This window comes from Cyanobium sp. ULC065 (assembly GCF_977927515.1).
The window spans coordinates 1,183,559-1,207,374 of the sequence record NZ_OZ376393.1 but is presented as its reverse complement, the minus strand read 5'-3'; the positions used below and the strand labels follow the sequence as shown (position 1 = coordinate 1,207,374).

The 23,816-nt window shown below is 64.7% G+C and carries 28 protein-coding genes and 1 pseudogene; 9 read left to right on the top strand and 20 right to left on the bottom strand.

Annotated features, from left to right (window positions below; translation table 11 throughout):
* Nucleotides 1-50: 50 nt before the first annotated feature.
* From ACXMDP_RS05845 to ACXMDP_RS05830, 4 genes are all read right to left on the bottom strand, one after another.
* Nucleotides 51-1,544 (bottom strand): arylsulfatase, encoded by a 1,494-nt coding sequence (locus ACXMDP_RS05845; protein WP_457767120.1) that lies wholly within the window; start codon nt 1,542-1,544, stop codon nt 51-53.
* A 241-nt stretch (nt 1,545-1,785) separates the two neighbouring features.
* Nucleotides 1,786-2,250: a hypothetical protein gene (locus tag ACXMDP_RS05840; protein ID WP_457767119.1), complete on the bottom strand. Its 465-nt coding sequence runs from the start codon at nt 2,248-2,250 to the stop codon at nt 1,786-1,788.
* Nucleotides 2,251-2,399: 149 nt separating this feature from the next.
* Nucleotides 2,400-3,212, bottom strand: a complete 813-nt coding sequence (locus tag ACXMDP_RS05835; protein WP_457767118.1) for a hypothetical protein — start codon at nt 3,210-3,212, stop codon at nt 2,400-2,402.
* A gap of 39 nt (nt 3,213-3,251) precedes the next feature.
* Nucleotides 3,252-4,340 (bottom strand): DUF389 domain-containing protein, encoded by a 1,089-nt coding sequence (locus ACXMDP_RS05830; RefSeq protein WP_457767117.1) that lies wholly within the window; start codon nt 4,338-4,340, stop codon nt 3,252-3,254.
* A gap of 116 nt (nt 4,341-4,456) precedes the next feature.
* Between ACXMDP_RS05830 and ACXMDP_RS05825 the strand changes: the two genes are divergently transcribed.
* Together ACXMDP_RS05825 and ACXMDP_RS05820 are read left to right on the top strand one after the other, a co-directional pair.
* Nucleotides 4,457-4,795 carry a helix-turn-helix domain-containing protein gene (locus tag ACXMDP_RS05825; RefSeq protein WP_457767205.1) on the top strand — a complete coding sequence of 113 codons (339 nt, stop codon included), beginning with the start codon at nt 4,457-4,459 and terminating at the stop codon, nt 4,793-4,795.
* A gap of 268 nt (nt 4,796-5,063) precedes the next feature.
* Complete coding sequence (locus tag ACXMDP_RS05820) at nt 5,064-5,597, top strand: DUF1269 domain-containing protein (RefSeq protein WP_457767116.1); 534 nt, start codon at nt 5,064-5,066, stop codon at nt 5,595-5,597.
* Between the two features lie 511 nt (nt 5,598-6,108).
* Here ACXMDP_RS05820 and ACXMDP_RS05815 read toward each other — a convergent pair.
* On the bottom strand, nt 6,109-6,372 hold the full coding sequence (locus ACXMDP_RS05815; RefSeq protein WP_457767115.1) for a hypothetical protein: 264 nt from the start codon (nt 6,370-6,372) through the stop codon (nt 6,109-6,111).
* 142 nt (nt 6,373-6,514) lie between these two features.
* Here ACXMDP_RS05815 and ACXMDP_RS05810 point away from each other — a divergent pair, with 142 nt between their 5' ends.
* The 3 genes from ACXMDP_RS05810 to ACXMDP_RS05800 all read left to right on the top strand — a co-directional run bounded on the left by ACXMDP_RS05810 (nt 6,515) and on the right by ACXMDP_RS05800 (nt 8,056).
* Nucleotides 6,515-6,868 (top strand): hypothetical protein, encoded by a 354-nt coding sequence (locus ACXMDP_RS05810; RefSeq protein ID WP_457767114.1) that lies wholly within the window; start codon nt 6,515-6,517, stop codon nt 6,866-6,868.
* A gap of 83 nt (nt 6,869-6,951) precedes the next feature.
* Nucleotides 6,952-7,206: a helix-turn-helix domain-containing protein gene (locus ACXMDP_RS05805; RefSeq protein ID WP_457767204.1), complete on the top strand. Its 255-nt coding sequence runs from the start codon at nt 6,952-6,954 to the stop codon at nt 7,204-7,206.
* A 418-nt stretch (nt 7,207-7,624) separates the two neighbouring features.
* Nucleotides 7,625-8,056, top strand: coding sequence for a hypothetical protein (locus tag ACXMDP_RS05800; RefSeq protein ID WP_457767113.1), 432 nt, complete (start codon nt 7,625-7,627; stop codon nt 8,054-8,056).
* A gap of 267 nt (nt 8,057-8,323) precedes the next feature.
* On the opposite strand, the gene ACXMDP_RS05795 is transcribed toward ACXMDP_RS05800, so the two are convergent.
* The 3 genes from ACXMDP_RS05795 to ACXMDP_RS05785 all read right to left on the bottom strand — a co-directional run bounded on the left by ACXMDP_RS05795 (nt 8,324) and on the right by ACXMDP_RS05785 (nt 10,043).
* Entirely contained in the window at nt 8,324-9,052 is a 729-nt protein-coding gene (locus ACXMDP_RS05795) for a tyrosine-type recombinase/integrase (RefSeq protein ID WP_457767112.1), read from the bottom strand.
* A 15-nt stretch (nt 9,053-9,067) separates the two neighbouring features.
* Nucleotides 9,068-9,814, bottom strand: coding sequence for an iron dicitrate transport regulator FecR (locus tag ACXMDP_RS05790; protein ID WP_457767111.1), 747 nt, complete (start codon nt 9,812-9,814; stop codon nt 9,068-9,070).
* A gap of 70 nt (nt 9,815-9,884) precedes the next feature.
* Nucleotides 9,885-10,043 carry a hypothetical protein gene (locus ACXMDP_RS05785; RefSeq protein ID WP_259728782.1) on the bottom strand — a complete coding sequence of 53 codons (159 nt, stop codon included), beginning with the start codon at nt 10,041-10,043 and terminating at the stop codon, nt 9,885-9,887.
* A gap of 176 nt (nt 10,044-10,219) precedes the next feature.
* Here ACXMDP_RS05785 and ACXMDP_RS05780 point away from each other — a divergent pair.
* Nucleotides 10,220-10,500: pseudogene (locus tag ACXMDP_RS05780) on the top strand (2Fe-2S iron-sulfur cluster-binding protein).
* 870 nt (nt 10,501-11,370) lie between these two features.
* Here ACXMDP_RS05780 and ACXMDP_RS05775 read toward each other — a convergent pair.
* The 11 genes from ACXMDP_RS05775 to sppA form a co-directional block, all read right to left on the bottom strand.
* Nucleotides 11,371-12,366 (bottom strand): 2-hydroxyacid dehydrogenase, encoded by a 996-nt coding sequence (locus ACXMDP_RS05775; RefSeq protein WP_259728783.1) that lies wholly within the window; start codon nt 12,364-12,366, stop codon nt 11,371-11,373.
* A gap of 275 nt (nt 12,367-12,641) precedes the next feature.
* Entirely contained in the window at nt 12,642-12,800 is a 159-nt protein-coding gene (locus ACXMDP_RS05770; RefSeq protein ID WP_198948196.1) for a hypothetical protein, read from the bottom strand.
* A 90-nt stretch (nt 12,801-12,890) separates the two neighbouring features.
* Entirely contained in the window at nt 12,891-14,393 is a 1,503-nt protein-coding gene (locus ACXMDP_RS05765) for an AAA family ATPase (RefSeq protein ID WP_259728784.1), read from the bottom strand.
* Nucleotides 14,394-14,452: 59 nt separating this feature from the next.
* On the bottom strand, nt 14,453-14,998 hold the full coding sequence (locus tag ACXMDP_RS05760; protein ID WP_259728785.1) for a YceD family protein: 546 nt from the start codon (nt 14,996-14,998) through the stop codon (nt 14,453-14,455).
* Nucleotides 14,995-16,134 (bottom strand): membrane protein insertase YidC, encoded by a 1,140-nt coding sequence (gene yidC / locus ACXMDP_RS05755; protein WP_259728786.1) that lies wholly within the window; start codon nt 16,132-16,134, stop codon nt 14,995-14,997. The genes ACXMDP_RS05760 and yidC overlap by 4 nt, the downstream gene beginning before the upstream one ends.
* Before the next feature lie 90 nt (nt 16,135-16,224).
* On the bottom strand, nt 16,225-16,677 hold the full coding sequence (locus tag ACXMDP_RS05750) for a PH domain-containing protein (RefSeq protein ID WP_094510327.1): 453 nt from the start codon (nt 16,675-16,677) through the stop codon (nt 16,225-16,227).
* Nucleotides 16,674-17,060 carry a ribonuclease P protein component gene (gene rnpA / locus ACXMDP_RS05745; RefSeq protein ID WP_259728787.1) on the bottom strand — a complete coding sequence of 129 codons (387 nt, stop codon included), beginning with the start codon at nt 17,058-17,060 and terminating at the stop codon, nt 16,674-16,676. Before rnpA ends, ACXMDP_RS05750 begins: the two co-directional genes overlap by 4 nt.
* Before the next feature lie 37 nt (nt 17,061-17,097).
* On the bottom strand, nt 17,098-17,235 hold the full coding sequence (rpmH, locus tag ACXMDP_RS05740; RefSeq protein ID WP_006170261.1) for a 50S ribosomal protein L34: 138 nt from the start codon (nt 17,233-17,235) through the stop codon (nt 17,098-17,100).
* Between the two features lie 68 nt (nt 17,236-17,303).
* Nucleotides 17,304-17,942 (bottom strand): DUF2808 domain-containing protein, encoded by a 639-nt coding sequence (locus ACXMDP_RS05735; RefSeq protein WP_311134093.1) that lies wholly within the window; start codon nt 17,940-17,942, stop codon nt 17,304-17,306.
* Nucleotides 17,943-18,032: 90 nt separating this feature from the next.
* Nucleotides 18,033-18,413, bottom strand: coding sequence for a chorismate mutase (aroH, locus tag ACXMDP_RS05730; protein WP_259728788.1), 381 nt, complete (start codon nt 18,411-18,413; stop codon nt 18,033-18,035).
* Nucleotides 18,410-19,222: a signal peptide peptidase SppA gene (gene sppA, locus ACXMDP_RS05725; RefSeq protein ID WP_094510323.1), complete on the bottom strand. Its 813-nt coding sequence runs from the start codon at nt 19,220-19,222 to the stop codon at nt 18,410-18,412. Before sppA ends, aroH begins: the two co-directional genes overlap by 4 nt.
* Nucleotides 19,223-19,275: 53 nt before the next feature.
* Here sppA and ACXMDP_RS05720 point away from each other — a divergent pair, with 53 nt between their 5' ends.
* Genes ACXMDP_RS05720 through ACXMDP_RS05710 form a run of 3 tightly spaced genes read left to right on the top strand, consistent with a single transcriptional unit; the run spans nt 19,276 to nt 23,280 of the window.
* Nucleotides 19,276-20,238: a DMT family transporter gene (locus tag ACXMDP_RS05720; RefSeq protein ID WP_259728789.1), complete on the top strand. Its 963-nt coding sequence runs from the start codon at nt 19,276-19,278 to the stop codon at nt 20,236-20,238.
* Nucleotides 20,235-21,386, top strand: a complete 1,152-nt coding sequence (locus ACXMDP_RS05715) for a glycosyltransferase (RefSeq protein ID WP_259728790.1) — start codon at nt 20,235-20,237, stop codon at nt 21,384-21,386. The genes ACXMDP_RS05720 and ACXMDP_RS05715 overlap by 4 nt, the downstream gene beginning before the upstream one ends.
* A 25-nt stretch (nt 21,387-21,411) precedes the next feature.
* A complete protein-coding gene (locus ACXMDP_RS05710; RefSeq protein WP_399232604.1) occupies nt 21,412-23,280 on the top strand; it encodes an ArnT family glycosyltransferase in 1,869 nt (622 codons plus the stop codon).
* Here ACXMDP_RS05710 and ACXMDP_RS05705 read toward each other — a convergent pair.
* On the bottom strand, nt 23,274-23,798 hold the full coding sequence (locus tag ACXMDP_RS05705) for a DUF721 domain-containing protein (RefSeq protein WP_259728791.1): 525 nt from the start codon (nt 23,796-23,798) through the stop codon (nt 23,274-23,276). The two genes, ACXMDP_RS05710 and ACXMDP_RS05705, sit on opposite strands and share 7 nt — an antisense overlap.
* Between the last annotated feature and the right edge of the window lie 18 nt (nt 23,799-23,816).

Here is a 23,816-nt window from a genome sequence, read left to right as displayed (position 1 = left end):
CCGATACCTGGGTCTCTTGAATCATCGCTGCGGTTGATGGGTCGCGCAGGTCAATGGTTGGCGCCGCCGCCGGCTGACTCCAAGTCGCGCATCACGGCATCCAGATTGAACGAGGCGGGCTTCTGACGCGGCGGGAACTTCACGAAGTTCTCGATCTGGCCGGCGACAACGGCCTGCATCATGTACATGATGTAGGCGTGTGAGATCAACCAGTCATTGTAGGTGTTCGAATTCTCGTCGGCCTGCTCGAACGGGTCACGCCGCAGATGGAAGATTTTCGGGATCCGCAACTTCACGAACGGCTCCATCCAGCACGACAGCTCTTTGGCACGTTGCTCCATCAGTACCGCTTTCCAGTCCTGCATCCGTATCGCCAGGATGTCACCGTCGTCGCTGATGTAGAAGAAGGAAGTGCGCGGACTCTCCTTCACCTCGCCCTTCAGGTAAGGCAGCATGTTGAAGCCGTCGATATGGACATTGAAGGTTTTCTCGCCAGCCTGATGTCCGTTCAGTAGCTTCTCTTTGATGTCCGGCTCGCCGGCGGCGGCGAGGAAGGTCGACAGCCAGTCCTGGTGCGTCACGATGCCGTTGAACACGGAGCCTGCCTTGAACTGTCCAGGCCAGCGCACGAAGCAGGGCACGCGCCACCCTCCTTCCCAGTTGGTGTTCTTCTCGGAGCGGAATGGTGTGATCCCGGCATCCGGCCAGGTGTTGTAGTGCACGCCGTTGTCGGTTGAGTACATGACGATGGTGTCATCGGCAATGCCCAACTCATCCAGCTTGTCCAGCATGAGGCCAATGTTCTCGTCATGGGCGACCATCACGTCGTTGTAGTCGCCCTGACCACCGCTCTTGCCCTTGTGCTTTTCGGCGCAGTGCGTGCGGAAGTGCATCGCCGTGGTGTTGTACCAGAGGAAGAAGGGAGTGCCCGTCTTGTGCGTATCGTCCATGAAGCGCAGGGCGCGCTCGGTCACCTCGTCATCGATGGTCTCCATGCGCTTCTTAGTGAGCGGCCCGGTGTCTGTGACGGTCTGGCCGCCCTTGCCGTCGGCCTTGCTGTGCAACACACCGCGCGGGCCGAACTTCTCCTTGAAGGCAGGATTCTTCGGGTAGTCGGGGTCTTCGGGCTCCTCCTCGGCGTTCAAGTGGTAGAGGTTGCCAAAAAACTCATCGAAGCCGTGCATCGTGGGCAGATGCTCATCGAGGTCGCCGAGGTGGTTTTTCCCGAACTGGCCGGTGGCGTAGCCCAGGGGCTTGAGCAACTCGGCAATGGTTGGGTCTTCCGGCTGAAGGCCATTGGGTGCGCCGGGCATGCCTACCTTGGTGAGGCCGGTGCGAATTGGGTTCTGGCCGGTGATGAAGGCGGCGCGGCCCGCCGTGCAACTCTGTTGCCCGTAATAGTCAGTGAAGGCCACACCCTCGTTGCCGACGCGGTCGATGTTGGGCGTGCGGTAGCCCATCTGGCCACGACTGTTGTAGCTGATGTTCCACCAGCCCACATCGTCGCCCCAGAGGATCAGGATGTTCGGTTGTATGGCTGGCATGGAATTTCTCTTTTGTGATGGAATTGTAGTCGCGAAAGGTTAAGGATGACAGCAACCGGATCGGTGGCTTTCGGCCTTGGTGGCGCGACTTCGAACTCGGCTGAGGATGACTTCAATTGTATCCCCAGGTACTGATTGGCACCAGCCGTAGATTTTGGATCTTTGGGGTGAGGCCTTCCTGACCTGCCGTGCTGCACCCTTGCGGTTTCTAATCCTCAGTGATTTTCCAGAGCACAGCACGTCAGCGGAATTTGTCTGCAGATCTACGGTCGAGCCACCAGCGGCCGATGCGCGTGATCGGACCACGCAGCAGCAGGTATGGCAGAAAGCAGAGCAAGCCGGCGATGATGACAGCCTCGGCTGGATGAAACGTGTCAAATACAAGGTATTGATAAATCAGATCCATACCTAGGCCGAGGAAGATGATCCGCGTTGTAGAGACCAGCCCATCTTGCAGTCGACTGCTGCGTTTCAGTGGGTTGGTCAGAACCGTCCAGAGGTAGGGATTGCGCCCAGTCTTTGCGTCGTTGACGCCATCTGCCAGCGCAGCAATCGATGCCATAACTGGTTGCAGAACAATGCGAAAGGCCATCGGCCCACTGGGACGGTCGAGCAGGTTCTGCCAGATCCGCTCTAACACCGAAACAGAGAGCCCGTGCATGGCCACCCCGAGAATAATGAATGCGACCATCAGCAAGAGCACCAATCGAGCCAAACGAATCTTCACTTTTGAAACTCTTTCTGTCATTGTCTGATCATCTCAACCTGCCCTCTAATAGCTGTTGTTCCTATCGGTAAGAGCAATGAGTTTCGGCACACTAATGCCCGCGTTCTTTGGTAGACCATAGCGTAGGGTCAGACAGCCTCCACCAGGCGCTTGAGCCGATGGACGACTAGAGAAACAGGAATCAACGATACGTTCTCCACTGACGTTGGATGAGCTGCAGCAAACGGGTTGTCGAGATCAGCGATCAGGAGCAGTAGCTTGATGAGAAGGAACGAAATTGCGCAAATAAAGAATAGAGACTCGCCGAATGGCTTGATTTCGGAAAAGAGAAGTCCTCCAGTGAGGAGGCCAGTTCCGAAGAAGGCCAATCCGTAGACAGTAGGTACGAAAGTGGTTTCACGAATCACCTCGACGCGGTACACGACTCGGCGTATGTTGGCCATTTCGAGTAGTAGGCGAGCCTGTAGCGGGGCGGCGTTCCAGATTCCCAGCCGCTCGATCGCAAGCTGCAGGTCATCAAGCTGATTCAGCAAGGTGGTGACCTGGCCTGCATCTTGCATCCAGGCCAGGAGAGCTTCACTGAGGCTGGCCAGCAGCACAACAGCCCCGATCACCTCAGCTTCCGGATGAAGCTGGCGCACACTTCTCGCTTCCGTGGCGAGGCACTCCAGAGCTGCGGCCAGTTCACCGGGAATCTTCTCGCCTTCCTTGTAATCCAGCAGCACCCCGTTCAGCAGGAAGCCGAGCAGGAACACTTCGGAGGCCACCAGCGCCGGGAACAGGGGATTGGGGGCCAGCACTTCCCAGCCAATTCGGTGCACCAGAACCTTGGCAACTGCGATGCCCAACAGCACCAGGCTCACCCGGAGGAAAAACCACACACGCCGCAGCCCAGGCCTGTCGTTGGAATTGATCTCAGGCTGATCGGTGTCCGTGATCATGGTCTGGGGCCTCCTGGAGTCACTTTGGCGGGCCGGTCCCTACTCATCGTTGCTAGCTGCCTGAGGCAGCGGCGGCAGCGTGGGTGGGGGCAGCACCTCCAGAGCAGCGGGATTGGGCGCGGTTTCCGGGCCGATCAGATCCACCGCGGTGCGTTGCATCACCAGACGGAAGCGCAGGGGTGCCTGGCTTTTGTTGATGAACTCCTGCACGGCGGCCACCTGTGTGGCCGTGGGCAGAGCCGGATCCGTCACCCGCACCCGGGCCCGGATCAGCGGCGGGTTTTGCTGCCAGTTGATGGAAATGCCCACCAAATCAATGGCGGGATCGCCACCAAGGGTGATCGTGCTGCTGCGCAGCCGCTGCTCGATGGTGGCCTCTAGCTGCTGGGCCTTGGTTTCCTGCTGGGATCGGTTCACCAGGGCGAAGAAACTGCTGCCCAGGGGGATCACCAGCAAGGCGGTAAGTGCCACGCTGGTGAGACCCAGCCGGCTGCGAAATAAGCGCCGCCGATACACCCGCTCCAGAGCGCCCAGTGCCGCCATCGCGCCCACCATGATTCCGAGCAGGTTGGTGGCGAACAGCAGCAACGCCCCGTAGGCCTGGGCCCAGAACGACGAAGCCAGCAGGATGCCCACCACACACATCGGCGGCACCAGGGCCACGGCGATCGCCAGGCCAGCCAGGGCCGAGATCGCGTCCTTGCGGAGCTTGGCGAACATCGCCACTGCGCCTGCCACCAGCGCCACACCCAGATCCAGCAGGTTGGGGCTGGTGCGGTTCATCACCTCGCTGCCGAAGCTGGGGAACGACACCAGGCGGCCCACCACCATCGCCAGCAGCACGCAGATCACCACGCCCAGCATCAGGGTGCGCAGCGCCCGCAGAAACATAGGCAGCCGCCCCCTCAGGATCTCGAACGCCATCGCCTGGAGCGGCATGATCCAGGGCGCCACCACCATCGCCCCGATCACCACGCCCGGGCTGTTGGCCAGCAGCCCCAGGGTGGCGATCAGAGTGGCCCCCACCGTGAGCACAACGAACACTTGGTTGAAGCTGGCGTCTTGTTCGAATTCCTCGCGCAAGGCGTCGAGCCTGATGTCGTCGGGCGCGGCAGTGGTTCTACTCATCGCAAGGGCCGGTGGGATTGGACAATGCTCATAATGTGACAGCCACCGCCAGCCACCGCCAGCATGATGCCTACTTCTTCTCTCGTGAGTTGAACTGGATTGTGCCGGCAAACGTTATGTCGGCTTCGTCAAGTCGCCACTTTGATCGTTGGCGACGCCTCACGAAGTCCAAGTTGGAACTGGCCATGAGCCGTCCCGATCATTCGCTGCTCGTCGCGGAACTGGCTCGACAAGCCGGGGTGCCTGAACGAACTCTCAGAGCCGCGTTTTATGGGAGCTACGGCCTCTCGCCCCACGAGTATCTTAACATCCAGCGTCTGTATCAAGCCCGTCGGCTTCTTCGCGCAAGCTGTCACCGCCAGACGACCGTCACCCAAATTGCCTTCGGACTGCGATTCTGGATAGGGCGGTTTGCCGGGTACCTACCATTCACTCAACGGAGAACGTCCTTCTGACGCACTTCGGAGGCCCGTTCAGTCATCAATTGGCGTACTATCCTACTAGAAACTGATGGTAGCATTCGCATAAGTATTATCGAGTTCGCGATGGTAAGTCATGCGACGATGCTCCACAAGATCAATTCGTGGAAGGAAGCAGCGGAGCAGACCGTCCATGCAATCTGATGTGCTGCTTGTCCGTGCGACAATGTGGTGTCACTAAAAAGATTACCAAGACTTTCTATGCTAGAGTTCGCTCAAGGATCTGATTAATGTCACGTTCCTGTTGACAATCCTGAAAGCGGAGAAACCCATGTCCACTTTGATCGCAATCGTTTACCCGACAGAGCAGAAGGCCGAGGAAGTGCGCAGCCTCCTGTTCGATCTCTCCAAGCGCTACCTCCTCAAGCTCGGCGACATCGTCATCGCCACCCGGGATCCGAAGGGACAATTGAAGCTCAATCAGCTCTTCAACACGACCGCTTCCGGCGCCGCTGGCGGCAGCTTCTGGGGATTGCTGATTGGCATGCTCTTCCTCAATCCGCTTCTCGGCGTGGTCGCGGGGGCCGCGGGCGGCGCGATCAGCGGCGCACTCACGGACGTAGGTATCAACGACAATTTCATGAAGGAGCTCGGAGCCGCGCTCAAGCCCGGTGATGCCGCACTGTTCGCTCTTGTGCAGGACATGACCGCTGACAAGGTCCTCGCGGAGATCCAGCCGCACGGCGGAACGGTGCTCCACACAACGCTCGACGAGTCTCGCGAGAAAGAGCTGCGCGACGCGCTCGCATCCGCCGCCGCAGCGGAGCCGGAAGCCTGATCTCCACCCGGGCGTGGCCTGTGGCCCTCCCGGGGGCGGCGCGATGACGCAACGTGATGATGGCTGTTCGCGCAGATCGTGCCATCCCGATCCGCCGGTCGCCGTCATCCCCGCGTCGATAACGGCGCTCGTCCGCGAGATGGCAGAAGGGCCTGCGCCGCTTGCAACCATACCCTTGAAGGCACGAGACCGACACGTAAACTTCGCTCAAAGTGGTATTGGATTACCTATCCTTCCGCCTGCGATTTATCTGAATCTGTCGCTGGGATTCCCTTTAGTCAAGGAACCTAGATGCGTAATTAAAATTAGTTTCTTTCAAGCAACGCCTACAGTGATAACGCCGCTATTGATAGATGCCGTTTTCACCGGCAAGCCGATGGACAACCGGAAGTTGGAACTTGAGGAATATATAAGGTCCGCCAAACGGAAAGGGAGGATTGCAGAATATGTAGGAGGAATTACCTTTTGGGGCTGGCTTCTTCTAACAGCTATTGCGGGAGAAAGCCCTGCGCTAGCCTGGCTTGTATCGGGCATCCATCGCTTCAGCTCCTTGGCATTGGTTGTCGTTGCCATCAGCTTTCAGCTCACATGCCTTGGTGTAGTTGTTCTTGCTCAAGCCGTAAGCAGGGTGGGAAAGCACGATCTCAAAAGGGCGATGCGTGGCTACATCCTCATAGGTGTAGGCCTTGTCATTGTCTTGTTTCTCATACCCTCCGTGACGGCGGTGCCGTAGACCCTCAACGGCTTCTAAAGCGTTGATCTCCGTCTCGCCCATCTCCCTCCCCTGGCTTCAGGAAAGATGTCACCCCCTTTCATCCGTACATCCGGGGGCTTGATGGGGTCGATAAATGCGTCCTTACTGCGAGGCCGTCAAGGCTGATTTGAGAAGACGGATGTGTCCACCTCACCGGCAGAGCGTGGCCCAGATCTCAGCAGAGCTGGGCATTCACGTGGTCACCCTCTACATCTGGAAGAAGGCCTGGTGGTTGCAGGGAGAAGTGGTGCCAGCATCCGAGAAAGACCCTGACGGTTGGAGTGCCACTGACAAGTTCACGGTGGTGCTGGAAACCGCAGGCCTCAACACCACTGAACTCAGCGCCTACTGCCGCGAGCGGGGCCTGTACCCGGAGCAGGTGGAGCGCTGGCGGCAAGCATCCCAGGATGCCAACGAAAAGCCAGTGCTCACCTTGAAAGAGCAGAAGGAGCTCGAGAATCTCCGCGCCCAGGACCAGCGAGAAATCAAACGCCTCTTGCCGAAGGTTTCTCCGTAGGAGTAGCAGGAGCTCAGGCGCAAAGGAGAAGGCTCTGGCTGAGGCGGCAGCGCTGCTGATCGCCTCAACAAAGATCAGGCCTTCTGGGGAGAGGACGGGGACGACTGACCTGCCCGGGAGACCGCCGGAAGGCCCTACAGATCCTTGATGAAGGAATTGTTGATGGCGCCAGTGCCCATGAGCTGGCTGTCCTTCTGGGCGTCGGGCTCACCACACTGCAGCGCTGGCGCCGGCGGTTCGCTGGTGCCGGTGATGGTGGGGACCGTCGCAAGGGCAGCCACCGCCACGCCGCTCACCGTCTCAGCGAAGAGGAACGCCAGCGGATTCTGCTGACCTGAAACGAGCCCGAATTCGCCGCGCTGCCGCGGGGGCAGATCGTACCGTTCCTGGCGGACCGGGGCCTGTATCTCGGTTCGGAGCGCAGCTTCTACAGGGGGTTGCACGCCAACGGACAAGCCCATCGCCGCGGCCGGGCCCGGCCACCACAGGAGCCCAGACCGGTTCCACGCCTGCGGGCCGCGGGGCCGAGTCAGGTGTGGAGCTGGGACATCACCTATCTCCCCACCACCGTGCGCGGCGTGTGGCTGTACCTGTACCTGGTGATCGACATCTGGAGCCGCAAGGTGGTGGTGGGAGGTCGCCGAACGCGAAGATCCAGCCATCGCAGCGGATCTGGTGAGCAGGGCTTGCCTCAGAGAGCGGATCAGTAAAGGTCGCAAACAACCGCTGATTCTCCACGCTGACAACGGCAACGCAATGCGTGCCGCAACGCTGGCGAGCCGGCTGGAGGAGCTGTGCGTGCTCAGATCCTTCTCCAGGCCACGGGTATCAAAAGACAACCCCTACTCCGAAACCCTCTTCCGCACGGCCAACTACCGGCCTGACTACCCCAGCCGGCCATACACCAGCAAGGAGGCCGCCTGCCGGTGGGTGACTTCGTTTGTGGACTGGTACAACCACCGGCACCGCCTCAGCGGTATCAAATTCGTGACGCCCCATCAGCGCTACAACGGTGATGCTGTGGAGATCTGCCGTCACCGGGCTGTCGTCTACGAACAGGCACGCCAAAGGCATCCCCTCCGGTGGTCACGATCCACACGCTGCTGGCGTCAACCGGAGGTGGTATGGATCAATCCACCACCAGCGGAACTTGGCCCCAATCCAGCTACGTTTGCCATGGCTGCCTGAACAGCAGCAGGGGCGTCATCTTTCCTGGCAGTCACCGGCCTCGCTGAGCACCTGAAACAGAACCTTGGGCGACTCCTTAAGCAGCTCGACCCAGTGGCCCAGATAGGCGTCATGACTTTCGATCTCGCTGCCGATCTCCAGCCGATCGACTGGCTACCCAAGCACCATCTGGCGTTCGTTCTGCTGGATCCGATCGATCAGCTGCATCTCGATCCGATCCTCCAGCTCTACCGCCAGCACGCTCTCTGGGAAGCAAGCCGAGCCCTACTACAGCAAGGCCACCGCCTCCACCAGCTTCTCCCAAGGCACCCCGCCATAGCTGGCCGTAATCCAAGAGGGCGTGTGACCAAGCAGCCGAGCAGCGACAGCCTCGTTCAGACCGTGGCTCCTCAGCACAGTGGCAGCTCGATCTCTGAGGCCCTTGGGACTGACACCACACTCCCTCTTGCACACATCTTGTAGACCCACCCCCCATCGCTGATGCTGCTCGCTGTAGAGGCCCTGGAAGAGATGACCACCGCCACTCCCCTTCCTGCGTAGGTCTGCCACCACCTCAACCAGCTTGGGGTGGATGGGGATCTCTCTGGTTGAAGCTGCCGTCTTCAGTGGCCGGAGCTTGTTGGGTCTGATCAAGATCCTGTCCTCCTGAAGGTCCACCGCCCTCAGGCCAGCGATCTCCGCAAGCCGGGCACCGGTGAAGAACAACAGCAGCAAGGGTGGATGGGAGGGTGTCCTCACCTCCACCACCTCTTTGACGGTCCTGGTTGTCTTGATCCGCTTGGCCACACCCGTGAAGGCATGGGACTCTTCTCCTCTCGCTTCGGCAAGGACACTGAAGAGTCCTGAGAGGTAAGCCAGTCGTGTCTTGGCAGTGGCAGGGCTCACAAGCCTCAGCAGATGGGTCCTGTAGGCCAGGGCGAGGGCCAGAGTAGCCAGGCCCCCCACAGCCAGCACCACGACACCGGAGATCAGGGCGATGACCTGGGAGCGCTTCATCTCAGCGCCTCAGGGCTACCACACAACCTCCCCCCCAGGGCCTATGTAACGGGGCATCCCAAAGCGGGGCTCCGAAGGAATGCTGGACACCCCGGGGATCGAGACCCCGGGCACGTTGCTGCGGATGTAGCTCTCCAGGGAGCTGAAGCCAGGCAGGGGGGATTTGAACCCCTGGAACAGGGGGCCGGTGAGCACGCTGGTGTAGTCGGCCGGGGAGAGCTTCAGCAGGGCCAGCACCACGCCAAGCGGCGAGAGGCGCACCTTCTGGCCCGCCTCCACCACGGTGGAGGCGGCGCCGGTGGGCTGCCCATTACGGCTGGGGGTCACCTCCACTGAACCCTCCAGCACCGAGAGCTCGGCCTCGCCACTTTCAGAAACGTCAATCACGTAATTGGTGCCACGCACGCTCATGCGTGACGACTTGATGCAGCCGTTCTGCTTACCGGACACCAGGATCTGCCCCTTGCCGAGCAGGAAGCAGTCGGCGCCAAGCTTGAGCTGGGAGAAACGGTTGAGGCGACCCGCCGCACCACTCTCGAAGGCCAGCTGACCGCGGCTGTTGCCCGTGCTCACCCGCTGGGGGGCATTTGCCTTATCCTTCACCCGCGCCGGTTTGCTGTCGATGTAGAGCTCCTTGCCATCGAGGATTTCCTGCACGGTGGCCGAAACGGCGGCCCGGGCGCCGGGGCAGGCGACACCGGCAAGGCACGCCGCCAAGGCCAGAGCGCTCAGGCGTCCCAGACGCAGAGGGAACAGCACCATCTGGGGCAAGCGCCGCGAGGGTCAGCTATTCTGCCCCCGGTTTTGGAGAAGCCACGTCGATTGGCACTCCTCAGTCTTCAGCCAGGAGCGCCAGCAGGGTATGCACCTCCAAAGGCATGGGCCAGCCCTTCACCCCATGGGGACCCTGGGGCACCACCTGCAGCCGACGCCGGTAACAGTCGGCGTCGGGCAGAGATGGAGGACTGGCGGCCGGTTCGCGGGAGGTCATGGGTATGGTCTGGGTCTCTCCAGGTCCATCAGCCTGAGGCTGCGATAGCAACGGACGGCAGGCATGCACGGGTTGCCAACGACGCTGAGCCGACTGGTCGCCGTACTGGAATCCCTGTCATCTTCGTCCTGGTCCGTTTACAGGATTAGAACGAGATCAGCCCCGATCGCCCCGCCATGGCTTCGTACACGATCACGCTCGAAGACGGCCGCAGCTTCCCCTGTGGCGATGATCAGTAAATCCTTGACTCCGCCGACGAGAAGGGGGTCGATCTGCCCTGTTTCTGCCACGCCGGCGCCTGCAGCGCCTGTGCCGGCAAGGTGCTGGCCAGCAGCGTAAATCAGGCGGATCAGAGCTTCCTCGATGACGATCAGATCAATAGGGCTACGCGCTGCTATCAGTGAGCTATCCCCTCAGTGATTGCACGATCCGCGCCTCAGGGCAGGCGGATCTTTAGGGCTTCGGCTCATCCACGCACTCGGTTGTGTCGCGGTCTCTATCAGTTATGCAGTTCTGCACTCGCACTTGGCCGGTGATGGGGTTGGTGGAGGTGCATTTCATCCTCATAAATCCCTGCCCAAAAATTGTTGGCACGACCTCCCCTGGTGGGACGTTGTCTGCGTCTATCCACAAGCAAACCACGGGACCACCACCCAGGTTGAAGTGAGTGGTACGCCCATCAGTGTTGACGCTAAAGGTATTGGCCCGCAGTGGCGTGACAGCGCTGGTAAACAACACAACCGCCGCCAGGGCCAGACGGGCGCGCCACGGATGGGGTTTAGGTCTGTTCAAGGCGGCGGCCGGCATCCTGGGCGGACCGATTCTGGCCGAAGCGAGTCCCCAGTATTGATTTAACTGAAACCATACCAAGGAAGGGCCAGGAAAAGGCCGGGGAAGTCACCTCCGCCGGCAAGGCCAGCTGCAGGCACTGGCGCATCACCGCCTCCAGCTCAGGGTGGAGGGTGGGTTCGACCGCGGCCAAGCAATCGATGACCGGGGCGGAGCGGATGCGGCCAAGCGTGGGCACCAACGCCACGGCACGAATGACAAAGCCACCTGATCGAAGCTCTCAGGGGCCACCAATCGCCAATGGGTTCCGTTGGACGGCCTTGAAGAGTCAGACCAGCAGCGAAGCCCAACCTCGTAGCCTAAGAATGTGGCCCAAGGCGTGGCCCAAGCCCCCTCGAAACCCAGTCAAATCGCTGTCAGAGACAGGCTTCCAAAATACGGCTTGCCTAGTTGAAGTAGCTCTTGTTCGCCAGCGCCGGCATGAGCTGCCGCAGCTGGGCAGGGGTGTGTGGATCCATGGGGGAGAACGATGCCGTCGTCAGGTGAGCACGGAACCCTTCAGGAAGGGGTGCGCCGCCGCCAGTGCCCGCAGGTTGGCACCGGTCACGCGGGCGATATCACCGAGCGCCTCATGGGTGAGGAAGGCCTGGTGGGCGGTGATCAGCACGTTGGGGAAAGTGAGCAGCCTGGCGAGCAGATCGTCCTGAAGCACATGGCTGGAGAGATCCTCGAAGAACACCCCCTCCTCTTCCTCATAGACATCGAGTGCCACGCCACCGAGCCGGCCCGACTTGAGTGCCTCGATCAGCGCGGAGGTGTCAATCAGGCCGCCACGGCTGACATTGACGAGAATCACGCCCGGCTTCATGCGCTCAATGGTTTCGCGCCGAATGATGTGATGGGTTTCCGGCGTGAGCGGAACGTGCAGGGAGATCACATCACTCATCGAGGCCAATGTGATCGGGTCGAGATAGGTGATGCCCTCCCGCGCCGCCCAGGCGGGGTCGGGATAGGGGTCGTAGGCCACCACCACCATGCCGAAGCCGTGAAGAATGCGTGCCACGATCTTGCCGATCTTGCCCGTACCCACGATTCCCACCGTCTTGCGATGCAGATCGCTCCCCACCAGTCCCTGCAGCGAGAAATTCATCTCCCGCACCCGGTTATAAGCCCGGTGCACCTTGCGGTTCAGGCTCAGTAGCAACGCCACAGCATGTTCAGCCACCGCATAGGGGGAATAGGCCGGAACATGGGTCACCGTGAGCCCCAGTTCCCTGGCTGAATCCAGATCGATGTTGTTGAAGCCGGTGCAACGCAGGGCCACCAGCGTGATGCCCCTGGCCACCAGCTGCTGGATACAGGCCCGGTCGACCACATCGTTGACGAAGACACAGACAGCCTGCGCCCCTTCAGCGGCGGCGGCAGTATCCGCGGTGAGGCGAAAGGCAAGAAAGCGAAGCTGCACATCCGCCCCGGTGGCTGCCGGAAGATGGAGCCTGTCGTAGGGCTTCGCATCAAAGACCGCCACGATCAACGCCGTGGCGGCAGGGTCCAGGGGGTCGTCAGAAGACAGCGCCTGTGTGGCTGCAGGCTCAGAGTGAATAGCCGAAGACCCGGCGGGTGCGGCCGAGGACTCGGGGTGAGTGACCGAGGGCTCAGCGTGAGAGACCGAAGGCTGAACGTGGCGGGCCGTGGCCTCAACGTTCAGCGAAGGCTTCGAAGCATCCATGACCAAACGAACCGCACTGGATGGATCATCCAGGCGACCCTAACCAGCCACAACGACCGTCAACCCTGGCCTGTGTGGGTTCAGAGAACCTGGCCCACCATCACAGCGGCGAGAGCGGAAAACAGGGTGATGCCGAGGGCGGTGAGGGGATTCTGACCCTGGGCCACGGCGAAGGTGGTCACCACACCGGCACCAAGACAAGCCACGGCGATCTGGGTAGCAACGGCGGGACGATCCACGGTGTTCTGTACAACTGCACGGCACCGTAGGGATGGAGATTGCGGAGACTTCGCCATTCCCTTGGTTTCGTTACCCGGCGTCGGGGTTCGTTACTCGGCGTCTGTTTTCGTTACGCCGCGCAATCTGGAGGCCGGGCGGGCTCGACCACTCTCGGCCCAGTGTTTGAGCGCCTCCAGCTGTTCACGCGCCGTGCGCGACAGCGGCACCAGATCACTGGCAGCGGCGATCAGATCGGGTTCGCCGAACTCCCGGTGGTCACCGAAGGCCAGGTGCATGGCCTCCACCACCACCTGCTCCAGTTCCGCGCCGGAGAAGCCAGCGGTGCGATCCACCAGCACATCCAGGGGGATGCGGTGGTCGGGGCGCCGCCGGCGCAGCTGCAGATCGAGAATCGCCAACCGCTCGGCCGCATCAGGCAGATCAAGCAGGAAGATCTCGTCGAAGCGCCCTTTGCGCATCAGCTCGGGGGGCAGGCTGTCCACCCCGTTGGCCGTGGCCACCACGAACACGGCGGAGGTTTTCTCCGCCATCCAGGTGAGCAGGCTGGCCAGCACCCGCTGGCTGGTGCCGCCGTCGCTGCGGCTGTCGCCACCGAAGCCCTTGTCGATCTCGTCGATCCAGAGCACGCAGGGGGCCATGGCCTCGGCGCGGCGGATCATGTCGCGGGTTCGGGCCTCGCTGGCCCCCACCAGGCCAGCGAACAGGCGTCCCACATCCAGGCGCAGCAGCGGCATCGCCCAGCTGTGGGCGATCGCCTTGGCGGTGAGCGATTTGCCCGTTCCCTGTGGACCGACCAGCAGCACGCCGCGGGGCAGCGGCAGGCCGTAGCGCTCGGCCTCGTCGCTGAAGGCCAGCTTGCGCTGCTTCAACCAATGCTTGAGGGCATCGAGGCCGCCGATGTCGGAGGGGGTGGCTTCAGTGGGGCAATACTCCAGCAACTCGCTACGGGCGATCGCCTGCCGCTTCTCCTCCAGCACTTCGTTGAGATCGGCCTCACCGAGCTGCCCCCGGCGGGCCAGGGCCCGGGCGGCCACCTGACGGATGCGTTGCTCGGTGAGGCCGCTGCAGCAGTGGGCCAGTTGCTCCAGCAGGGCAGGCTCCGGCGGCCGGCCGCTGGCCTGACCGATGTTGGTGAGCAGCTGGCTGATCTCGCTGGGACTGGGAAGGGGCAGCTCGAGCACGGTGATGCACTCCTCCAGTTCGCGCGGCACCTGCCAGTCGGGGGCCGTGATCACCAGGGTGCGGGGCTGGCGGCGCAGGCTGGTAGCCAGATTACGCAGGCGGCGCGAGATGCCCGGGTCCTCGCAGTAGCGGTTGAAATCCAGCAGCAGCAGGATCGCTGGTTGATCCGGAGGCAGGGATTCGATGCTGTCGAGCGCCGCCATCGGGTTGCGGGCTGCCTCCCCCCGCCGGTTAGGCAGGCCCTCCAGCCCCTGCACGAAATCCCAGCGCAGCAGCAGCCGCTGGCCCAGTCGCTCGGCCGCGGTGGTGAGCAGCGCCTGGATGCGCTCCTCTTCAGGGCTGCGGATCCAGAGGATCGGCGTGCGCGAACGGATCAGCAGATCCAGCTGGTCGATCCAGGGAGCCGTCATCGGCCGGCTTCAGGGGCGCTGAACGGGAAGGGAGCGGCGACGTGGGGCATGGGAGCGGATCAGCGGAGCTCACGCAACCGCGCCCAGCGCGGGTCGATCGCAGCACCATCCTGGGAAGCGGGATCTGGGCTCGGGGCCGCGTCGTGGGTGCCCCAGCTGGCAGGCCCGGGGCAGTCGGGGCCGCAATGGTTGCGCAGGGGCCATTGCAGGCTGAGCTGCTCGAACAGCCAATGGGCGGGATCGAAACTGCCCTGGGGATCGAGGCGCTCGCAGGGGCCATCGAGAGGGTCGTCATCTGGCTCGCTCGGTTCAGCCTCGCCGATCCAGAGCGGTTCACGCTCCTTGAAGGCGATCGGCTGGTTGTAGTGGCGCAGGCAGCGGTCGCAGCAGAGGGTGATGATCGTGTGGGCCGCACCGCTCACCTCCAGCACGCTGCCGCCATGCAGGGCAGTGATCGTGCCCCGCACCGGCGTGAGGGTGGTGAGGGCCGGCAGATGCTGGTCGACCTCCCAGTGACACCCCAGGGGCATCAGCCGCAGCTGCTGCAGGGGGATCGGCTGCAGCGGCACCGCCTGCGGAGGGTGGGAGGGGCAGCGCTGCGTCACTTCTTGCTCTTGGGCTCAAACGGCAGCCGGTCGAGGGAGGCGGCGCCGCTGGAGGCCACCGACACGGTCTGCTGAGCAAGCTGCTGATCAAGAATCTCCTGGAGGTTGTCCGGAAGGGCTTCGCGGGTGAGCAGGAAGGTCTGCAGGCCCTGGAAGATGTTCGCCACCACCATGTAAAGCAGGACCCCGGCGGGCAACGGGAAGAACAGGAACATGCCGGTGATCATCACGGGCGTGATCTTGTTGGCGGTGGACTGCTGCGGGTTCGGCGGCATGCCCATGCCCGAAAGGATCTGGGAGACGAACAGGCTGGCGCCGAAAGCTCCCACCAGGATGGCGATGTCCCAGTTGATCGCCCCATCGGTGTAGAAGCCCACCTGACCGAGCGCCTTGATGAACAGGAAGCCGCTGCGGGCTGCCAGGCCGGGCACCTTGGCCTCCACCGTGGCGTCACCGGTGCCGATGGCCGTGATCTTGCCGTCGTCGCTGACCGCCACCACGCCATCGCCTTTGGTGACCAACCAGGTGGGAAGGAAGGCCGAACCGTTCTCCACATCGGCGAGGACGGAGGTGAACGGCTTGCCGTCACGGGTGTGCAGCTCGATCTGGGCCGTGTCGCCGACGCCGAGCTTGGTGCCTTGCTCAAGGCTGGCTACCACCGGCACGTGGCTGGTTTCGGTGATGAAGATCGAATGACTGGCGCTGTTGAAGGGCTTCGCTTCCACCGCAGCGATCTGGTCGGCGGGGAGCACCTTGAGGTTCAGGGTGTAGGGCACATCGGCGAAGGGGGACCCCCGCAGGGTGGCGAACAGGGCAAACAGGATCGGCATCTGAACCACCAGCGGCAGGCAGCCAGCCAGCGGGCTGCCGAACTCCTTCATCAACTTGCCCAGCTCTTCCTGCTGCTTCTGGGGGTTGCTGGCGTAGCGCGATTTGATCTCCGCCTGACGCTTCTGCATCACCGGCTGGGCGATGCGCATGCGGCGGGCACTGCGGATGGAGCCGGCGCTCAGCGGGAAGAGCGCCAGCCGGATCACCACGGTGAGCGCGATGATGGCCAGCCCGTAGCTCGGCACCAATCCGTAGAAGAAATCGAGGATGGGGAGCAGCAGGTTGTCGGAGATGTAGCCGATCACAGCGGGGTGGGGACGGGGGGAAGGATCTGATCGGCCCAGTGTGCCCGACCAATGGGGCGGAGCGAGCGCACCGGGAGGGAGTGGGGGGCGTCAGGCCGTGGCCAGCTGGGCATCGCCGAATCCCTTCGTTCCTGCCGCGGCGCTGGTCTTGGCTGCCATGCGCTCAAGGATGTAGGCCTCTGTTTCGCGGAAGCGGGGCACGGAGCGCATTTCAAGCTTGGCGCCATCGTTGAGCACCAGCACCATGTCGCCCCAGGCGCCGAAGCCGCGGGGCACCGAGCGCAGCTCGCGGATCTGGCTGTACACCACCTGGCTGCGGTCGCGGCCCAGCCAGCCACCGCTCACGGAGATGCGCCGGCTGGTGATGCGGAAGCGCAGCCACAGCGCACGCACGATGGCCCCCACGGCGAAGGGGATGCCGATCAAGGTGAGACCGAGCAGGAGGTTGAAGATCAGGTCGCCCTTGGCCGGACCACCCTCATAAAAGACGGGTTCGGGAATGGTGGGGATCACGGGGAGACCATCGGCCGGGGTACCGCTCATGGGCTCAGACCTGCCTTGCGAAACAGCTCCGCACATTCTCCCAGCAAGGCCTCGGGGTCCGCGTCCGCGCTGCCCGGCTTGAGGCTGAGCAGCAGCCAGAGGGCACGGCCGGAGGGCTGGGGGCCGGCACAGCGCTGGTGGAGCCAGGTGTGAAGCTGGCGCCGCAGCTGATTGCGCCGCACCGCCAGCTTGCTGACCTTGCTGCTCACCACCACGGCACAACGCCAGCGGCTGGGCGGGTGTGGGCCACCGGTGCGCAGGAGGGCGGGGTCCGCCTCAGTGACGCGCAACACCAGGAGCGATCCATGCACCCTGCGGCCGTTGCGGTAGAGGCGGTCGAAGGCCCGGCGGCTCCGCAGCCTCAGCGCGGCGGGCAAGGCCATGGAGAAGGGCCTGAACGGCCTGGCAAAGGGAATCGGATCAGACGGCCAGGCGGGCACGGCCGCGGCGGCGGCGGGTGCGGATCACGCGGCGGCCGGTGTGGGAGCGCATGCGCACCCGGAATCCGGAGACGCGCTTGCGTTTGCGGCTGGTTCCTTCGAGGGTGCGCTTCGTCATGGTGCCGCTCTGGGTCTTGCTTGTGGTCGATTGGCCAACTTATCAGGCAGGTGCCCGTGGGCCCGGGCTCAGTTGTTGGTGGGGTCGATCTGGATCAGCCAGCTGCCCAGGTAGCCGGCAAATGGCACATCCCCTGGCGCCTGTGCCAGGGCGTTGAACTGATACATGCCCGTGTTGAAGGGATTGAACAGGTTCATGTACACCCCGATGGTGATGTCGTCGGGGATGGGGCGGTCAGGGAAGATCTCGATCGCCTTGCCATTGGCGTTCACCTCGATGGTGGCGGGGATCTGCTCCTTGCAGCGGGTGCGCGACATCACACCGCCTTCATGCATCACGCAGAGCTTGAGGTCCTTGGGATTGATCTGGGTGTCGAAGGTGGCAGGCACGGCCACGGTGAGCTTGAGAATGGCCGTGTTGCGGTCTTTGGGCCTCAGGATCAGGTAATACTCCGAGCGCTTCAGCCGTGCCGTCTCGGTCATGAAGAAGTAGAGCTTGCGGTAATCCCGGTTGTTGTCCCAGCGGAATTCCAGCAGGCCCGGCGTGCCCTGGGAGCGGGCTGCGGGCACATCGCCGATGGTGGCCGCCAGGGCCGTGCCGGCCAGGGCTAGAGCCAGCGCAGCGCCGGCCCGGGAGAATCGCCGCCGCAACGGGCTCACCGGACGCGCCGGACGGGAGCGGAGCGGGCCGAGCAACGGAAGGGTCATTGGGACGGGGGTGGGGGCCGAAAGGCTGTGGGTGCATTCTCCCTCCCCTGTTCCGGCGGTTCAGCCCAGGCGGGTGCAGCGGCAGAGCTGTCAGTTATGACCGGATCTGTCCGGACGCAACCGGGCTGCCTCGCGCAGGTACGGATGGGCCGGAGGGCGGGAGTCCTCCATCCAGGCGTGGGCCAGCAGCCGGATGCAGCGAGGAAGGTCGCCGGTCACCGCCATCTGCTGGCAGTCCAGCAAAGCCACCGCGTCCCAGCCGGGATAGCGGCGGGCGATCGCCGCAGGGAAGCAGGCGTTCAGGTCGGGGGTGACCGAGAAGGTGACCGAGAGCACCTGCGGGCCCTCCAGGCCATTGCGGGCAATCAGGGCGTCGAGCAGCTCGGCCACTGCCTCGGCGATGGCCGAGCTGGTGTTGGCCTCGACTGTGATTGCGGCCCGCAGCGCCCGCAGCGCAAGTGGCTGGTTCATGGCCGCCAGAGCCAGAGCGGCTGGCCGCTCCAGGCCAGTTCCAGGCTGAGCGCCTGGTGGAGGCCGGCGAAGAGGTTGCGGCCTGGCAGGAACGACAGCACCCGCTTCGCGGGCTTGCCGAAGGTAGTGGGACGCACCTCCTGTTCATCGAGGCCTGCCAACCGGGCCGCCAGCCGGCGGGCGGTGTCCTCGTCGCCCAGTTCATCCACCAGGCCCAGCTCAAGGGCCTGAGCGCCCGTGAACACCCGCCCATCGGCGAAGCCACGCACCACTTCCTCACTGAGGCACCGACCGGTGGCGACCGCCGCCACGAACTGGTCGTAGCTGGAATCAATCAAGCCCTGCAGCAGGCTGCGCTCCTCGGTGGTGAGGGCGCGGTCGGGGGAAAGGATGTCCTTGTAGGGGCCGCTCTTGACCGTCTCGAAGCTGATGCCCACCCTCTCAAGCAGGCGGGAAAGGTTGTTGCCCCGCAGGATCACGCCGATCGAGCCAGTGATCGTGCCCGGATTGGACACAATGCGCTCCGCCGCCACCCCCACGTACACCCCGCCGGAAGCGGAGATATTGCCGAAGCTGGCCACCACTCGGCAACCCTTGTCCCGCAGGCGGAGCAGGGCGGCGTGGATCTCCTGGCTGTCGCCGACGGTGCCACCAGGGGTGTCGATGCGCAGCAGCAGGGCCGGGCATTCCCGTTCCTCCACCTGGCGCAACGCCTTGAGCACCCGCTCGCGCGTGCCCCCGGCGATCGGTCCCTCGATCACGACGCGGGCCAGGGTTTTGCGGGACTTTCGGCGCCAGGGCCAGGGCATGCGCTGCGGCACGTAGTGGCTGGATCTTAAAAAGGTTGTTGGCGGCCGCTCCGATGACTCCCGTTTTCCGTTGGCTGCCGATGCTGCTTCCCTTCGCGCTGTGGGGAACGGCGATGGCGGCGATGAAGCCGCTGCTCGCCCACAGCGGGCCGCTCACGCTGGCCTGGATGCGTCTGCTGCCGGCCGGCGTGGCCGTGCTGCTGGCCGCCGTAGCGCTGCGGCGCCCGCTCGGGGTGGATCCCGCCGACCGGCTCTGGCTGCTGGCCTTCGCGCTTGTGGACGGCACACTGTTTCAGGGACTGCTGGCGCGCGGGCTGGAGGGAACCGGCGCCGGGCTGGGCTCTGTGCTGATCGATTCGCAGCCGCTGCTGGTGGCGCTGCTGGCCCGTGCCCTGTTCGGCGAAGCGATCAACCCGGTGGGCTGGCTCGGCCTGTTGCTGGGGCTGGCCGGCATCCTCTGCCTGGGCTTGCCGGCGCCGCTGCTCCAGCACTGGTGGCTGGAGGGTCCCATCAGCTTCGGGGCGCGGGCCTGGAGCCACGGCGAGCTCTGGATGCTGGGCGCCGCCGTGGCGATGGCGGTGGGCACGGTGCTCTGCCGCTTTGCGATGCGGCGCAGCGATCCGGTGGCCATCACCGGCTGGCACATGGTGATCGGCGGGGTGCCGCTGCTGATCGGTGCTGCACTGGGGCCCGCCCTCGATCCGGCGCTGCCGCCCTTCTGGCCGACCTGGACCCTGCAGGAATGGGGCTGGATGGCCTACGCCAGCCTCCTGGGCAGCGCCCTGGCCTACGGCCTGTTTTTCTGGTTCGCCAGCAGCGGCGATCTCACCGGCTTTTCGGCCCTCACCTTCCTCACCCCGGTGTTCGCCCTGCTCTGCGGTCTGCTGCTGCTGGATGAGCACCTGCGCCCGCTGCAGTGGCTGGGGGCCGCCCTGGCGATGGTGTCGGTGCTGCTGATCAACCGGCGCCGCCAACTGTGGGTGCCCGCCAGCGCCACACCGGAGCCGGCCCCATGAGCACGGGTTTGCGGCTGTTGCTGGTGAGCACGCCGGTGGGCACGCTCGGCAGTGGCCGGGGTGGGGGCGTGGAGCTCACCCTGGCGGCGCTGGTGGCAGGACTGGGCGGGCGCGGCCACCGGCTCACGGTGCTAGCCGGTGAAGGTTCCCGGCTGCCCCCCGGCAGCGGGGCGGTGCAGCTCTGGACCTGCCCTGGCCACGACCAGCCCAGCTGGCAGCACCAGAGCCACGACAGTGCCGTGCAGATCCCTGCCGACGGCCTGCTGCCGGCCCTGTGGGACCGGGTGCTGCAGGAGCAGGGCAGCTTCGACGCGGTGCTCAACCTGGCCTACGACTGGCTGCCTCTCTGGCTCACGCCCCACTGCGCCACGCCGCTGTTCCATCTGGTGAGCATGGGCTCGGTGGCGCGGGTGATGGATGCGGTGATCGCCGATGTGGCGCGGCGCTGCCCGGGGCGGCTGGCCTTCCACACGCGCTCCCAGGCGGCGGATTTCGACCTGCCCGGCCCGCCGCTGGTGCTGGGCAACGGTTTCGATCTGGCGGCATATCGCTTCCGCGCCGAGCCCGACCCGGAAGCCCCCCTGGGATGGGCCGGACGCATCGCTCCGGAGAAGGGGTTGATCGACGCGGCGCGGGTGGCCGCCGGGCTGGGCCGGCGCTTGCTGGTGTGGGGGGTGGTGGAAGACGCCGCCTACCGGGAAGCGGTGGAGGCGGCGGTGCCGGCCGGCACCGTGCACTGGCGCGGCTTTCTGCCCACCGGGGAGCTGCAGGCGGAGCTCGGCGGCTGCCGCGTGTTCCTGAACACGCCGAAATGGAACGAAGCCTTCGGCAACGTGGTGGTGGAGGCGATGGCCTGCGGTGTGCCTGTGGTGGCCTACCGCCGTGGCGGCCCCGGCGAGCTGGTGGTGCCCGGTGTCAACGGCCTGCTCGTTCCTCCCGACGACCTGGAGGCGATGCAGGCGGCCGTGCTTGCCGCCGAAGGCCTCGACCGGCTGGCCTGCAGGCACTGGGTGGAGCGCCATGCCTCGCGGGAGGCATTCGCAGGGCGCGTGGAGGCCTGGCTGCTGGCCGGTCTGGAGCCAGGCTCCCCCGCCGGTCATTCACTACAAGGTCAAACGGCGGGCCGGACGCCGGACGCCGGGACGTAGGTTTCCCACGATCGTTCCGGTGCTCGTGCCCCCTGCCAACCCGCCGGCCGCGGTTCGTCGAGGCAAGGGCTGGCGGCTTGCGCTCCTTGTCACGGCAGTGCTCGGGCTGGGGATCTTCGTTCTGCAACTCGGCGAGGCTGGGCTGGTGGACGAAACGCCACCGCTTTTTGCTGGCGCCGCCCGGGCGATGGCCGAGACCGGCGACTGGCTGACCCCGCGGGTGAACGGACTGCCCCGCTACGACAAGCCGCCGTTGGTCTATTGGCTGATGGGGCTGGTGTACGCCCTGCCGGATCACGCCCGCTTCGACCCGCTCGGCAGCTGGGCCGCCGGCCTGCCGTCAGCCCTCTCCAGCATCGGCGTGATGCTGGCCCTCTGCGCCACCCTGCTGCGCTGGCCCCAGCCCAGCCTGGGCCCGGGGGGAGAACGGCTGCCCCGGCGGCCTGCCCGCAGCGCCGTGGTGGCGGCCCTGGCCTTTGCGCTTTCTCCGTTGGTGCTGCTGTGGGGGCGCATCGGCGTCAGCGATGCCCTGCTCAGCGGCTGTCTGGCCGTGAGCCTGCTGCTGCTGTGGCAGGCCTGGGCCGACCCCGGCCGCCCCTGGTGGCCAGGCTGGCTGGTGCTGGGCCTGGCGGTGCTGGCCAAGGGGCCGGTGGCTGTGGTGCTCGCCGGCCTCACCCTCGTCGGCTTCGGGTGGCATCAGGGCAGTCTGCCGGCCCTCTGGGCACGGCTGAAGGCCGGGCGCGGCCTGGTGATCACAGCGCTGGTGGCCATGCCCTGGTATGCCGCGATGCTGGTGGTGGAGGGGCAGCCCTTCTGGGACAGCTTCTTTGGCTACCACAACCTGCAGCGCTTCAGTTCGGTGGTGAACGACCATCTCCAGCCCTGGTGGTTTTTCCTGCCGGTGCTGGTGATCGCCAGCCTGCCATTCACACCGCTGCTGCTGCTCGGCCTGAAGCGTGGCCTGGCCAGGACCCCGAGGGCGCCCCAGCACTCCTTGCGCAGCTTTGCCGCCTGGTGGTTGCTGGCTGTGCTGGTGTTCTTCACCATGGCAGCCACAAAACTGCCGAGCTACTGGCTGCCTGCCACCCCGGCGGCGGGCCTGCTGATCTCCCTGGCGGCCCAGGACGGCGAAATCGGCAGGCGGGACGGCGAAGGGCGTGGCGCTGGGGCCGGCCGCTGGTTCCTGCTCGCCCAGGCCACCACCGTGCTGCTCACCACCACGGTGGCGGTGGCGCTTTGGGTGTCCAACACCTGGATACCCCTGATCAAGGATCCAGAGATGCCCACCCTGACGGCGGAGCTCACTGCCAGCGGGTTCGTCGAGAGGGCAGCCCTGTTCTGGACCCTGGCGGCCCTGGTAGGCCTGCTCTGCCTGTGGCGAGTGGTGCCCGGCTGGCTGCTGGGGCTGCAGCTTCCCTTGGTGGCATTCCATCTCTTCGCCCTGCTGCCGCTATGGCAACTCGGTGATGGCGTGCGGCAGCGACCGGTGCGAGAAATGGCCGCCAGCGTGCAGCGGGAGATCCGCCCCAGCGAGGGCCTGGCGATGGTGGGGGTACTCAAGCCTTCGCTGCACTACTACACCGGTCGAGTGGTGATCTACGAGGGGGTTTCCGTCGACGGCATGGTGAACCTCAGCGATCGCCTGCGCCACGAGCAGCGCGAGGGGCAGCAGCCCAGTACCCGCGCGGAAGCCCCCACCGTGCTCGTGGTGATCGATCACAACACGAGCCAGCTGCCCTACTGGCGCGCCGTTCAGGGGGAAGAGCTCGATCGCGCCGGCATCTACCGCCTCTGGCGCGTGGACCGCGCGCGGTTGGAGAGCGCCGCCGCGGCGCTGGTGAACAGGGGGGCAGGCCGTCCTAGCTGGCGGGATCCAAGGCCGGAGCGCTATTGAGCTCCGGCCTGGCGCACGCAGAAGCTGCAATGCCCCCAGCGCTTCAATTCACCAGCTGGAGCGGGTGCGCCGCAGCGGGGGCAATCGGTGAGGCCTTGCACATCGATGCGGCTGGGGTGGGCAGCCCAGACCTCTGCCTCACTCTCGCTGCCAGCGCTGGCAGCGGTGGCTGGGTGGTGGTGCTGAAAGCGCAGATCACGGATCTGGAAGCCCGCGCCCCGCAGCGCTCCCAGCAGCTGATGGCGGTTGAAGCGGAGCGCCTGCAGCCACTGCGGGTGGTTCGCCCCCACCCACAGCACCCCGGCCTGCAGCGACAGGGGGCGGCAATGGGGCGCCAGCTGAGCACCCGCCACCTTCGGCCAGGCCTGCCACAGCGCCGCCAAGCTGCCGTTGCGGCGCCACTGGGCAGAGAGGGCGGTGAGACAGGTGCCCACCGCGGTGGCAGGCCGCCGCTGCGGCGCCACCAGCACCTGCAGGGAGCCGAAGCGACGGGTCTGGTCGCGGGGGGCGATCGCCATGGGGCCAGGTTAGGTGCG